The organism is Stenotrophomonas sp. 05L414_2, assembly GCF_056397905.1.
The window spans coordinates 1-11,452 of record NZ_JBFTOJ010000137.1 but is presented as its reverse complement, the minus strand read 5'-3'; the positions used below and the strand labels follow the sequence as shown (position 1 = coordinate 11,452).

The 11,452-nt window shown below is 66.7% G+C and carries 14 protein-coding genes and 1 pseudogene; 3 read left to right on the top strand and 12 right to left on the bottom strand.

All coding sequences use genetic code 11. From position 1 onward, the window contains the following. Window positions 1-465, bottom strand: a pseudogene (locus tag AC1DJN_RS16735) (DUF4153 domain-containing protein); the annotation flags it as partial. A gap of 81 nt (window positions 466-546) precedes the next feature. Between AC1DJN_RS16735 and AC1DJN_RS16730 the strand changes: the two are divergent. The 3 genes from AC1DJN_RS16730 to AC1DJN_RS16720 are packed head-to-tail and all read left to right on the top strand — an operon-like array spanning window position 547 to window position 2,540. Then, the gene (locus AC1DJN_RS16730; protein ID WP_032977293.1) at window positions 547-1,113 is read left to right on the top strand and encodes a YqgE/AlgH family protein; all 567 of its coding nucleotides are present in this window, start codon (window positions 547-549) and stop codon (window positions 1,111-1,113) included. Then, window positions 1,106-1,573, top strand: a complete 468-nt coding sequence (gene ruvX / locus AC1DJN_RS16725) for a Holliday junction resolvase RuvX (protein ID WP_025874031.1) — start codon at window positions 1,106-1,108, stop codon at window positions 1,571-1,573. The genes AC1DJN_RS16730 and ruvX overlap by 8 nt, the downstream gene beginning before the upstream one ends. A gap of 16 nt (window positions 1,574-1,589) precedes the next feature. Further along, the gene (locus tag AC1DJN_RS16720; RefSeq protein ID WP_025874030.1) at window positions 1,590-2,540 is read left to right on the top strand and encodes an aspartate carbamoyltransferase catalytic subunit; all 951 of its coding nucleotides are present in this window, start codon (window positions 1,590-1,592) and stop codon (window positions 2,538-2,540) included. An 81-nt stretch (window positions 2,541-2,621) separates the two neighbouring features. Here AC1DJN_RS16720 and AC1DJN_RS16715 read toward each other — a convergent pair whose 3' ends face one another. The 11 genes from AC1DJN_RS16715 to hpf form a co-directional block, all read right to left on the bottom strand. Further along, window positions 2,622-3,113: an REP-associated tyrosine transposase gene (locus tag AC1DJN_RS16715; RefSeq protein ID WP_051585095.1), complete on the bottom strand. Its 492-nt coding sequence runs from the start codon at window positions 3,111-3,113 to the stop codon at window positions 2,622-2,624. A gap of 132 nt (window positions 3,114-3,245) precedes the next feature. After that, window positions 3,246-4,043: a carboxylesterase family protein gene (locus AC1DJN_RS16710; protein WP_025874028.1), complete on the bottom strand. Its 798-nt coding sequence runs from the start codon at window positions 4,041-4,043 to the stop codon at window positions 3,246-3,248. A 70-nt stretch (window positions 4,044-4,113) separates the two neighbouring features. Beyond that, a complete protein-coding gene (locus AC1DJN_RS16705; protein ID WP_442251280.1) occupies window positions 4,114-4,380 on the bottom strand; it encodes a hypothetical protein in 267 nt (88 codons plus the stop codon). A gap of 11 nt (window positions 4,381-4,391) precedes the next feature. Further along, complete coding sequence (gene mgtE, locus AC1DJN_RS16700; RefSeq protein WP_025874026.1) at window positions 4,392-5,753, bottom strand: magnesium transporter; 1,362 nt, start codon at window positions 5,751-5,753, stop codon at window positions 4,392-4,394. A 281-nt stretch (window positions 5,754-6,034) separates the two neighbouring features. After that, window positions 6,035-7,804 (bottom strand): phosphoenolpyruvate--protein phosphotransferase, encoded by a 1,770-nt coding sequence (ptsP, locus tag AC1DJN_RS16695; protein ID WP_478039533.1) that lies wholly within the window; start codon window positions 7,802-7,804, stop codon window positions 6,035-6,037. 2 nt (window positions 7,805-7,806) lie between these two features. Further along, window positions 7,807-8,076, bottom strand: coding sequence for an HPr family phosphocarrier protein (locus AC1DJN_RS16690; RefSeq protein WP_025874024.1), 270 nt, complete (start codon window positions 8,074-8,076; stop codon window positions 7,807-7,809). Next, the gene (locus AC1DJN_RS16685; protein ID WP_025874023.1) at window positions 8,069-8,461 is read right to left on the bottom strand and encodes a PTS sugar transporter subunit IIA; all 393 of its coding nucleotides are present in this window, start codon (window positions 8,459-8,461) and stop codon (window positions 8,069-8,071) included. Before AC1DJN_RS16685 ends, AC1DJN_RS16690 begins: the two co-directional genes overlap by 8 nt. A gap of 429 nt (window positions 8,462-8,890) precedes the next feature. After that, window positions 8,891-9,775 carry an RNase adapter RapZ gene (gene rapZ / locus AC1DJN_RS16680; protein ID WP_032951584.1) on the bottom strand — a complete coding sequence of 295 codons (885 nt, stop codon included), beginning with the start codon at window positions 9,773-9,775 and terminating at the stop codon, window positions 8,891-8,893. A 27-nt stretch (window positions 9,776-9,802) separates the two neighbouring features. Next, on the bottom strand, window positions 9,803-10,753 hold the full coding sequence (hprK, locus tag AC1DJN_RS16675; RefSeq protein ID WP_478039531.1) for an HPr(Ser) kinase/phosphatase: 951 nt from the start codon (window positions 10,751-10,753) through the stop codon (window positions 9,803-9,805). Next, window positions 10,750-11,202 (bottom strand): PTS sugar transporter subunit IIA, encoded by a 453-nt coding sequence (locus tag AC1DJN_RS16670; RefSeq protein WP_032977285.1) that lies wholly within the window; start codon window positions 11,200-11,202, stop codon window positions 10,750-10,752. The genes hprK and AC1DJN_RS16670 overlap by 4 nt, the downstream gene beginning before the upstream one ends. Window positions 11,203-11,223: 21 nt before the next feature. Further along, window positions 11,224-11,452, bottom strand: a 229-nt coding sequence (gene hpf, locus AC1DJN_RS16665; protein WP_478039529.1) for a ribosome hibernation-promoting factor, HPF/YfiA family, incomplete at its 5' end; no start/stop codon positions are given.

Genomic DNA, 11,452 nt, shown 5'->3' with positions numbered 1-11,452 from the left:
GAACACCGCCGCCAGCACCAGGGTCAGCCCGTTCTGCCAGGCGCGTTCGAACAACGCGCCATAGTCGGCCCGCCAATGTCCGGCATGCAGGCGGAACTGCCACCACGGCAGGGCAATGAACGTGGCAACGGCCAGGCAGATCGAGAGCGGAACCTGCAGCACGGCCGCATACAGCGCGGTTTCTCCGCTCAGGTTCCAGGCGGTCCAAGCGGCCAGGGCGAGGACCAGCAACGAGGCCAACCCGGCGTGCAGCCACAGGCGCCAGGCCTTCAGATCGACCAGCGTCAAGGCCACTGCGGTGGGCACGGTCAATACCCAGGCATACCAGCAGTAGCGCCAGCCGATGTCCCGGAACGGCCATTGATCCGCCAGTTCCTGGGCCGCGAAAAGCATCAGCCCCTGCAGCAGTGCGATCAACACGATCATGCTGCGGGTGGGCCATGACAGCGTTGCATCCTGCTGCATCGGGTCGTCCTCCTTGCAAGAGCGCCATCCTAGCCCATCCCTTCGCGCCCGCATCYGGTCGCAGCGGTTAGAATGGCGCCCATGCCAGTAATGCCGACTTCCCTCGCCAATCACCTGCTCGTGGCGCTGCCGTCGCTGATCGACGCCACCTTCGCCCGCACCGTCGCGCTGATCTGCCAGCACGACGAGAACGGGGCAATGGGGGTGCTGGTCAACCAGCCGTCCGAGTACACCCTGGGCGAGGTGCTTGCGCAGATGGAGATCGCTACCGGCGATGGCGTCCTGCAGGCGCGTCCGGTGCTCAATGGCGGACCGGTGCATCCCGAGCGTGGCTTCGTCATCCATGACGACGCGCGCGCGTGGGATTCCAGCCTCGTCGTCGGTGAGGGCCTGTACCTGACCACCTCGCGTGACATCCTTGAGGCGATGGCGCGTGGCGAAGGCCCGGCCAATGCCGTGGTCACCCTGGGCTGCGCGGGCTGGAGTGCCGGCCAGCTGGAAAGCGAACTGTCCGAAAACAGCTGGCTGACCGTGCCGGCCGATGCCGAACTGGTGTTCCAGCTGCCGCTGGAACAGCGCTGGCAGGGCGCCGCGTCGCGCATTGGCGTCGATCTGTTCCGGCTGACCGATTACAGCGGCCATGTCTGAGCCGGCCCTCATCCGTCGCGATGGCACCGTACTCGGTTTCGATGTCGGCTCGCGCCGGATCGGCGTGGCGATCGGCAGTGCCTTCGCCGCGCATGCGCGTGCGGTGGCCGTGGTCGATGTGCACGGCAATGGCCCCGACTGGGCGGCGATCGAACGCCTGCTCAAGGAATGGAAGCCCGATGGCCTGGTGGTTGGCGATCCGCTGACCCTGGACGGCCAGGACCAGCCCAACCGCAAGCGCGCGCAGGGCTTTGCCCGCCAGCTGCGGGAACGTTTCAAGCTGCCGGTGGTGATGATCGACGAGCGTTCCAGCTCGGTCGAGGCCGCCCGCCGCTTCGCCGTCGAGCGCGCCGAAGGGCGCAAGCGTCGCCGCGACGCGGCTGCGCTCGATGCCGTGGCTGCGGCGGTGATCATCGACCGCTGGTTGTCGTCGCCGGACGACGCCATTCCCATTCCCTGACGATACGAACCCCGCCATGACCGCCCAGCAACTCGATGACTCCGGCCGCCTGCGCCACCTGTTGACGCTTGAAGGTCTTCCCCGCGACACCCTGGTGCAACTGCTCGACCGCGCTGGCCAGATCCGCGATGCCGCGGTCGGCCGTGTCGGTAACAAGCGCCACGTGCTGGGCGGATCGGCGGTGTGCACGTTGTTCTTCGAACCCTCCACCCGTACCCGCAGCTCGTTCCATCTGGCGGCGCAGCGGCTGGGTGCGGACGTGCTGAACTTCGACGCCTCCACCTCGTCCACGCGCAAGGGCGAAACCGCCTGCGACACGCTGAAGAACCTGGAAGCGATGGGCGTGCGCGGTTTCGTGGTGCGCCACCCCGATGACGGCGCCGTGGCGGCGCTGGCTGCGGTGGCGGGCGAGGGCACCGCGCTGGTCAATGCCGGCGACGGCCGCAGCTCGCACCCGACCCAGGGCCTGCTGGACATGCTGACCCTGCGCCAGGCCAAGGGCCCGGACTTCTCGAAGATGAAGGTGGTGATCGTCGGTGACGTCAAGCACTCGCGCGTGGCCCGCACCGACCTGCATGCCCTGCGCACGCTGGGCGTGGGCGAGATCCGCGTATGCGGCCCGCAGTCGCTGCTGCCTGACGACGACACCCTCAAGGGCTGCGTGGTCGGTGATGATTTCGACGCGATGCTGGAAGGCGTCGACGCGCTGATGATGTTGCGCCTGCAGCGCGAGCGCATGGAAGAAGGCCTGGTGCCGTCGCTGGAGCAGTACCACGCACAGTACGGCCTGAACACCGCACGCCTGGCCCGCGCCGGCAAGGATGCCGCCGTGCTGCACCCGGGGCCGATCAACCGCGGCGTGGAAGTGACCGATGAAGTGGCCGACGGCCCGCAGTCGTGGGTGCTGCGCCAGGTCGCCAACGGCGTCGCCGTACGCATGGCCGTGCTGGAAACCCTGCTGGGTTGATTGCCTCCGATTGCTGCGTTGGTGCGTGCCAACCTGGGTTGGCACGTGCACTGCTTTGGTAGATGCCAACCTTGGTTGGCACTATCCGTCCGTGCTGAATGCCTCCGGTCGATCACCCAAGGCCTCGAGCTCCCACTCGCACCATGCGTGCCGATACTGCCCCAACTGCGTCGTCAGACCCGCCCTGATCGGATTGCCCATCAGGTACATCGCATGCCGGTACAACGATTCGTCCGAGCGGATCGCATGATCGTGGTAGCAGGCCTGCCAGAAGCGCCCGCCCCTTCCCAACAACCGGTTTGCCTGCTGCGCCGTGCGCGATTTGAAGCGCTTCATGACGGTTTCCAGTGTTCCCGCACGTAGTTCGAGCAGCCAGTGGATGTGATCGGGCATGACCACGTAGGCGATCGAGCGGGTGAAGCCTTCCTGATCCAGCCTCTGGAATTCCTGGATTGCCAGGGCTGCGGCAGCGTCGTTGGCGAACAGGGGCGCACGACGATCCACGACGGTAGTCAGGATGTAGCTGAGACCGATGCTGGAGCGACGGCCGAGCAGGAGGCGGACGTTTTGCATGCCGCAAGCTTGGGCGGACACGCTTGCGACGGACATCGGGGAATGGCTTGATCTTGGGTAGGCTGGTGCCAACCAAGGTTGGCATCTACCAGAAGGGGGCCAACCAAGGTTGGCCTCTACCGGAGCAAGCGCTCAGCGCTTCTGGGCGAACAGCCACGCCCACATCGCCGCGTCGGCGTAGGTGGCATCCCAGGCATTGTGGTTGCCCTCCGCGTACTCGGTATAGCGCACGTCGCGCGCGCCGGCGGTCTGGAACGCTGCATGCAGCCGGCGATCATCATCCGGTGGCACCACGTCATCCAGCGCGCCGTGGAAGATCCAGATCGGGGTGCGCTGCAACCGTTGCGCGATCACCGCATAGGGATCCGCTTCGTTCGCCACCTGCTCGACGAACAGGGTAGGGCGTACCGCACGTGGTGCCAGCACCGCACCGCACACCGGCACGATCGCGGCAAAGCGCTTCGGATCGTCCAGCGCGATGTTCCAGCTGCCATAGCCGCCCATCGACATTCCGGTCAGGTACTGCCTTGCCGGGTCAGCGCCGAACTCGGCGATCGTGGCGTCCAGTGCCGCAATCGCCACGCGGTTGTTGCGGCCGCTCCATTCCTCGTCGCCGGGAACCTGCGGAAACACCGCCAGCGCGGGGAAGTCGGCCGCGTGCCGACGCAGGTACGGGCCCAGGCCTGCGTGGGTCTGCTTCACGCCATCGCCGCCGCGCTCGCCGGAGCCGTGCAGGAACAGCACCACCGGCAGCGGACCAGCCGCGCGCGCGGCAGCGGCCGGTATGAACACCTGGTAGTAGGCGGTGTCGCCGTCCACCTTCACCGCACGTGCCTCGAAGTGGCCGCGGGCACCGGGCGGCGTACTGGCACACCCGGTCAACATCAGCAGGGCCAGCAGCGGCAGCCAGCGCAGAAGCGATCGAAGCATTGCGGTTCCCATGAGGGCGATGTCGCCTCGATGGTAGTGCGCCGCGACCGGCCCGGCATCGTGCGCCGCATCACTGCGGGCGCGGGAAGCTGGCGATGATCTCCAGCTGCTCCTGTGCTTCGGCATTGCCGCCTGCGGCTGCGGCCTGCACCTGCGCCATGTCCGGGTGCAGCACCACCAGCAACGGGTTGTCGCACACCGGGCACACATACTCGGTGGCGTCCTCGTCCAGTTCCATCACCATTGCCCGCGAACTGCCTTTCCACTCGCAGGCGGCACAGGTGTGAAGCTGGTCGCGCCAACCCGGCGCAAAGTAGTTTTCGATCGTCGTTGCCATGGCAGTTCCAGTCAGTGCAGCAGGACCATGGTGGCCAGGCCGAGGAAAGTAAAGAAGCCCATCGAGTCGGTCACCGCTGTCAGGAAGATGCCGCTGGCCAGCGCCGGATCGAAGCCGAAGCGCTTCAGGCCCAGGGGCACCAGCACGCCGGCCAGTGCCGCGAACAACAGGTTGCAGGTCAGCGCGATGGCGATCACGGCCGAGAGTCCGGGCGAGTGGAACCAGGCGAGCACGATCAGGCCCAGCACCGAACCGAGCACCACGCCATTGAGCAGGGCCACCCGCACTTCCTTCCACAGCAGCGTGCGTGCGTTGGAACTGCCGACCTGGCCCAGTGCCAGGCCGCGCACCATCAGTGCCAGCACCTGGGTGCCGGCGTTGCCGCCGAGTCCGGCGACGATCGGCATCAACACCGCCAAGGCGACCAGCTTGTCGATGGTGCCCTCGAAGTGGCCGACCACGCTGGAGGCCAGGAAGGCTGTGCACAGATTCACCGACAGCCACATCAAGCGGCGGCGCATCGCGCGCCAGACCGGGCTGAACAGGTCCTCGTCCTCGTCCAGGCCGGCGGCGCCCAGCGCCTGGTGCTCGGCCTGGCCACGGATGATGTCGACCACGTCATCGATGGTGATGCGGCCGATCAGGATGTTGTTGTCATCCACCACCGGCGCGGAGATCCAGTCATGGTCGGAGAACTGCCGCGCCACTTCCTGGTCGCTCTCGCCGACATCGATGGCAGGCTGCTCATCGTCGATCAGGCGGTTGATCGGGGTGGTGTCTTCGTGGGTCACCAGCGAGGCCAGCGACACCCGGCCCAGGTACTGGTGGCGGCGGCTGACCACGAACAGGTGATCGGTGTGGTCCGGCAGTTCGCCGCGCAGGCGCAGGTAGCGCAGCACCACATCGACGTTGACGTCGGCGCGTACCGTCACCACGTCCGGGTTCATCAGGCGGCCGGCGCTGTCCTCGGGGTAGGACAGCACCTGCTCCAGGCGCTCGCGGTTCTCGCGGTCCATCGACTTGAGGACTTCGTCGATGACCGTGTCCGGCAGGTCTTCGACCAGATCGGCCAGATCGTCGATGTCGAGGTCTTCGACCGCGGCGATGATTTCGTCCGGGTCCATGTCCGCGAGCAGGCTTTCGCGCACGTCGTCGCCGACGTGGACCAGCACCTCGCCATCGTCTTCCGGATCGACCAGGCCCCAGACGATCTCACGCTTGCCCGGCGGCAACGATTCGAGCAGGTTGCCGATCTCGGCCGGCGCCAGGGTATTGACCAGACGGCGTACCGGGCCCAGCCGACCGCTGTCCAGTGCATCGGACAGCATCCGCAACTGGCGCGCAGTCTTGTCGTGGCGTACGGCCTCAGCCATCGCAGCTCCCGCGGGATAAGAAAAGCCGCGATCCCAGCAAGGATGCGGCAACAGGGGTGTTCAGCGTGTCATTATCGCAAGGGGATGTTTCAGCGCATACCCCGCTGGCCACAGGCCACTGGGGTCCACGCATGCCACCTCATCCCCCGCCTGTCGGCGCGCTCCTTGAACAACAAGGGGCTGCTGCTCCAGATCGAATCCGCCGGGCATGGCCCGGCGCTACCAAAGGTGACACGCGGCGGTAGCGCCGGGCCGTGCCCGGCGAGCGCGTAGCGCGGGGGTCAGGACGCGTCCGCCACAAGCGCCAGCCAGCGCTCGATGCCGCGGCGGTCACGCATGCCCAGCAGCTTCGGTGCGCGGGCGCGCAGGGCTCCCAGATCGGCATCACGGACAGCACGACGTACTTCCAGCAGGGTGCCCKGGTGCAGGCTGAACTCGGTCAGGCCCAGTGCCAGCAGCAGCGGGGTCATCCGTGCGTCGCCCGCGATTTCGCCGCATACCGCCACCGGAATGCGATGGCGTGCGCCGGTCTCGATCACCATCTGCAGCAGGCGCAGCACGGCCGGATGCAGCGGCGAATACAGTTCGCCCAGGGCTTCGTTGTTGCGGTCGGCGGCCAGCAGGTACTGCACCAGATCGTTGGTGCCGATCGACAGGAAGTCGACCAGATCGATGAAGCTCTCCAGCGCCAGCGCGGCGGCGGGTACTTCGATCATCGCGCCCAGTGGCACATGCTCGGCCACCATGTGGCCCTCGGCGCGCAGCTGCTCGCCCAGTTTCAGCATGCGCCGGCGCACCGCCAGCAGTTCGTCGCGGGTGCTGACCATGGGCACCAGCACGCGCAGCTTGCCGTAGGCCGAGGCACGCAGGATCGCGCGCATCTGGGTGTCGGCCACCTTGGGCCGCGCCAGCGACAGGCGCACGCCGCGCAGGCCCAGCGCCGGGTTTTCCTCGTTGCTCAGGGTCAGGCCGGTGCGGTCGGCCTTGTCTGCACCCAGGTCGAGGGTGCGGATGGTCACCGGCCGGCCACTCATGCCCAGCGCCGCATCGCGGTAGGTCTGGAACTGTTCTTCTTCGTCCGGCAGCTCGTTGCGCTGCAGGAACAGGAATTCGGTGCGGTACAGGCCCAGGCCGTGGGCGCCCAGCGCATGCGCCTGGGTCACATCTTCCAGCGATTCGGCGTTGGCCAGCAGTGCGATGTCGACCTGGTCGCGGGTACGGCTGGGCTTGCTGCGCAGGCGGCCGAGCTCGCGCTGCTCGCGTGCGTGCTCCTTCAGGCGCGCCCGGTAATCACGCAGGTTATCGGCCTGCGGGTTGACGGTGATGCTGCCGTCGGCGCCATCGATGATCAGCACGTCGCCGTCGATCACCTTGTTCAGCAGCTGCGGCACGCTGACGATCAACGGCAGGTGCAGGCTGCGGGCAAGGATCGCACTGTGCGAAAGCGCGCTGCCAGCGCTGGTGACGATACCGACCACACCGTGCGATTGCAGCTGGGCCAGCTCGGAAGGGGCGATGTTGTCGCAGACCAGGATTTCGCCGGCCAGGCCCWTCACCGCTGCGGGCCGTTCCGGCTGCAGGAACGCGTGGATGCGCCCGATCACATGGTCGAGATCGTCCATGCGGCTCTTCAGGTAGGCATCGTCCATGCCGTCGAAGACTTTGGCCAGGCGGTCGCGCTGCAGGCGCAGCGCGTAGCCGGCACTGTAGGGACCACTGCGGATCAGTTCGTCCAGGCCGAACAGCAGTTCGGGATCGTCCAGCAGCAGTGCATGCAGGTCGAGGAACTCGCCAACTTCCTGGTTCAGCGCGCCATGCAGGCGCTGGCGCAGCTCGTGCATCTCCGTGCGCGCCGCGTCCACGGCGCGATGCAGGCGTGCCAGCTCGGATTCAACCTGGGAGGGGGCGACGCGCTGTTCGGCTACTTCCAGTGCATGCGGCAGGCGCACGCGGGCGCGGCCCATTGCCGTGCCGCGGGCGGCGCCGTGGCCGGCCAGCAGCTGTACCGGCCGTTGGCCGGTAGGGGTTTGGCCGGCGCGCGCGCGCGGCACGCTCAGTTGTCCTCGTCGAAGCGACGCTCGAACAGGTCGACCACCGCATCCATCGCGGCGACTTCGTCTTCGCCGTTGATGCGGATGGTGACCGGCGTGCCTTGCCCGGCCGCCAGCAGCATCACGCCCATGATGCTCTTGGCGTTGATCTCACGGCCCTTGGCGGCCATGGTCACGTTGCAGCGGAACGGCGCCAGGGTCTGCACCAGCTTGGCGGTGGCCCGGGCATGCAGGCCCAGGCGGTTGCTCACAGTGAGTTCTCGTTCAAGCATCGTCGACTATCGCTCCATTACGGGTGCCCGCCGCCGCAGTGGCGGGCAGTTGATCCAGTCCCTGTTCCGGATAATTCATCACCCGCAGCAACATCGGCAGACTCAGCGCCGACACCCGGCGAACCGGGGTCCCCAACCGGGCCAGCTGCCCGGCAAGGTTGGCAGGGCTGGCGCCGTACAGGTCGGTCAGGATCAGCACGCCATCGCCCCCATCGACCCGCCGCAGAGCGGCCGAGGCGAGCGGGAGCAGAGCATCCAGGTCTGCGTCGAACGGTACTTCGAAAGCTTCGGTCTTCAGCGGCAACTGCCGCAGAAGCCGGGTCGCCACGTCGAGCAGGGCGATCCCGACCCCAGGATGTGTTACGAGGAGAATGCCACAGGTCATTACTGCACGTTAACAGGTCAAGGTGAATTGGCGATAGCAGCAGGAGAGGGGCACTGTGTCCCGTATTCAGCGTTGTTCGGGTCAGAGCCCTTTTTCGTTGAAAAAGGGATCCGACTCCATCCGTTTTTTCGATGCCTGACAGAGATTCATCCACGCATGGCGTGGATCTACCGTGTCGACCAAGGTCGACACCTACCCACAGTGCAACTCCGACCCGCCGCGATCTGTCAGAGGCGGGGCGGTGTGGGGGTGCAGGACCGTTGGCGCCATGGATGGCGCCATCGAGCCCCCAAGGATGGGTTTACGGCGTGTCCTGCGCGCCCACACCGCCTCGCCATCCAAGGGAATCCGATGTTGCTGTTGCTTCGGCTGTTGCTGTTGACGTTGCCGTGGTTTCTGCGGGTGCCGGGCGCAGCCCGGCCGACCCCCTCAATCCTGTTCGCGGTGGTACGTCGCCACGTCTTCCCAGCCCATCTCACGCGCATGGCGGGCCAGGCGTTCGGCCAGGAACACCGAGCGGTGCTTGCCGCCGGTGCAACCGAAGGCCACCGTCACATAGCTGCGGGTGCCATCGCCCAGCTTGGGCAGCCAGGTATCCAGGAAATCCATCAGCTGCGCCAGGTAGCGCTGCACATCCGGCTGCGCTTCCAGGTAGTCGCGCACGCCGGGTTCGCGGCCGCTCAACGCACGCAGTTCCGGATCCCAATGCGGGTTGGGCAGCACGCGCGCGTCGAACACGAAGTCGGCCTCGGCCGGTACGCCACGCTTGTAGGCGAACGATTCGAACAGCAGCGACAGGCGGCTGGCATGGCCCATCGCAAATTCAGTGATGATCCGGCGCCGCAGCTGGTGCACGTTCAACGCACTGGTATCGATCACCGCATCGGCTTCGCGGCGCAGCGGCGCGATCAGCTCGCGCTCACGGGCAATCGCTTCGGGCAGCGACAGGCCCAGCTGGCTCAGCGGGTGCCGGCGGCGGGTGTCGGCGTAGCGCTTGAGCACCGTTTCATCGCTGGCCTCGAAAAACAGCACCTTGGCGTCGACGCCGGCATCGGTGGCCAGCTGCCGCCAGCTGGACAACTGGGTCAGGTCGCTCTGCCCACGCACGTCGATGCCCACCGCCAACCGGCGCGATGCCGCGCCGTCATGGTGGCTCAGCACATTGCGCACGAAATCCGGCAGCAGCTGGATCGGCAGGTTGTCCGAACAGTAGTAGTCCTGGTCCTCGAAGGTCTTCAGGGCGACGGATTTACCCGAGCCGGACAGGCCACTGACGATGATCAGGGTCGGGGCGGTGGGAATGACGGTGCTCATGGACGGGCTCTTCGAAGGACAGGGAGGTCAGGGCGTTCGCCGTTCCAGCAGGTTGCTGTGGCGGGCGATGAACATCGCCGCCGGGTCGATACCCTTGGTACGCAGAATGTGCAGGCGGGTGGCCGCCTCGGTCAGGACGGCCAGGTTGCGGCCGGGCATCACCGGCAGGGTGATCAGCGGCACGTCCAGGTCCAGCACGTGGCGCGTGCCCGAGTCGCCGGTCAGGCGCTCGTAACCATGGGGGGTGGGCTCGGTCATCGGCTTGGTCAGGTGGACGATCAGCCGAAGGTACTTGTTCTTCTTTACAGCGGTGTCGCCAAACATCTCGCGCACGTTCAGCACGCCCAGGCCGCGCACTTCCAGCAGGTCCTGCAGCAGTTCCGGGCAGGTGCCATCGAGCACGTCGGGGGCGATCTGGGTGAACTCGGGGGCGTCGTCGGCCACCAGGCGGTGACCGCGGCTGAGCAGTTCCAGGGCCAGCTCGCTCTTGCCTGATCCCGCTTCACCGGTGATCAGCACGCCGATGGAGTAGATCTCCATGAACACGCCATGCAGGATTACCCGCGGCGCCAGCGTCCGGGCCAGGTGGTAGGACAGATGGTTGAGCAGTTCGTGGCCGCGCTTGGGTGACAACCACAGCGGCGTGCCGGATTCATCGGCGGCCGCGCGCAGGTCTTCCGGGCACGGCTGGTTGCGGGTCAGCACCAGCGCCAGCGGATGCGACTGCATGATCTTTTCGATGGTTTCCCAGCGCTGGCGTGGTTCCAGCGCGTCCAGCCAGGACAGTTCCTCGGTACCGAGGATCTGCACCTTGTTGGGATAGATCGCATTGAGATAGCCGGCCAGCGAAGGGCGTCGCGAGACCGTATTGCCGGCCTCCAGCTCACGCTTCTCGCCGGATTTGCCCGCTGCCCAGCGCAGGYCGAGCCGCTCTCGCTGCTGTTCGAACAGTTCGCGGGCAGTGATGCTGGTATTCATGCGGCGCTCGCCGGTGGGGTCAGGTCCAGGGCCTGGCGCAGTTCCCGTGCATCACCGGCCTCGCGCAGCGCCTGGCGGATGCAGGGCGCGGAAAACAGCTCGGCCAGCTCGGACAGCAGCATCAGGTGTTGATGGGTGTAGTGGGCGGGAACGGCCATGGCGAACACCAGGTCCACCGGCTCGTCACCACCGAAATCGACCGGGGTCTGCAGACGCAGCAGCGCGCCACGGGGGCGATCCAGGGTCGGCGCACGACCATGCGGGATGGCGATGCCGTAGCCGATCGCGGTACTGCCCAACGCCTCGCGCTGGCACAGGTTGAGATAGATCTGTTCGGCGTTGGCCTGGCGGCAGGCCAGCAATCCGGCCGCGGCCTGCAGGACGCTGTCGCGGTCGGTGGCCGTGCAGAGCTGGGTCTGCACGGCCGCCAGGAGGTCAGTCAGGGGCATGTCTGCGGGGAGCGGTGGCGATCAGCCACCATTGTCGCCCACCGGCAGCGGTGCGTGCTGCTGTTTTTTCTCCTTGTGCTTGATCACCAGGCGGTCAAGCTTGTCCGCCAGCAGGTCGATCGCCGCATACATGGTCTGCGCATTGGCTTCAGCGTGCAGGGTCTGACCCGGAATATTGAGGCTGGCATCGACGTGGTGTTCAGTCTTCTGCAGCTTGAGCGTCACCCGCGCTTCGCAGTGCTGGTCGAAG

Bases quoted from the DNA above. Each gene is read 5' to 3' on its own strand.
- AC1DJN_RS16730 (WP_032977293.1), top strand. From the start codon at position 547: ATGCCAGTAATGCCGACTTCCCTCGCCAATCACCTGCTCGTGGCGCTG.
- ruvX (WP_025874031.1), top strand. From the start codon at position 1,106: ATGTCTGAGCCGGCCCTCATCCGTCGCGATGGCACCGTACTCGGTTTC.
- AC1DJN_RS16720 (WP_025874030.1), top strand. From the start codon at position 1,590: ATGACCGCCCAGCAACTCGATGACTCCGGCCGCCTGCGCCACCTGTTG.
- AC1DJN_RS16715 (WP_051585095.1), bottom strand. From the start codon at position 3,113: ATGCAAAACGTCCGCCTCCTGCTCGGCCGTCGCTCCAGCATCGGTCTC.
- AC1DJN_RS16710 (WP_025874028.1), bottom strand. From the start codon at position 4,043: ATGCTTCGATCGCTTCTGCGCTGGCTGCCGCTGCTGGCCCTGCTGATG.
- AC1DJN_RS16705 (WP_442251280.1), bottom strand. From the start codon at position 4,380: ATGGCAACGACGATCGAAAACTACTTTGCGCCGGGTTGGCGCGACCAG.
- mgtE (WP_025874026.1), bottom strand. From the start codon at position 5,753: ATGGCTGAGGCCGTACGCCACGACAAGACTGCGCGCCAGTTGCGGATG.
- AC1DJN_RS16690 (WP_025874024.1), bottom strand. From the start codon at position 8,076: ATGCTTGAACGAGAACTCACTGTGAGCAACCGCCTGGGCCTGCATGCC.
- AC1DJN_RS16685 (WP_025874023.1), bottom strand. From the start codon at position 8,461: ATGACCTGTGGCATTCTCCTCGTAACACATCCTGGGGTCGGGATCGCC.
- rapZ (WP_032951584.1), bottom strand. From the start codon at position 9,775: ATGAGCACCGTCATTCCCACCGCCCCGACCCTGATCATCGTCAGTGGC.
- AC1DJN_RS16670 (WP_032977285.1), bottom strand. From the start codon at position 11,202: ATGCCCCTGACTGACCTCCTGGCGGCCGTGCAGACCCAGCTCTGCACG.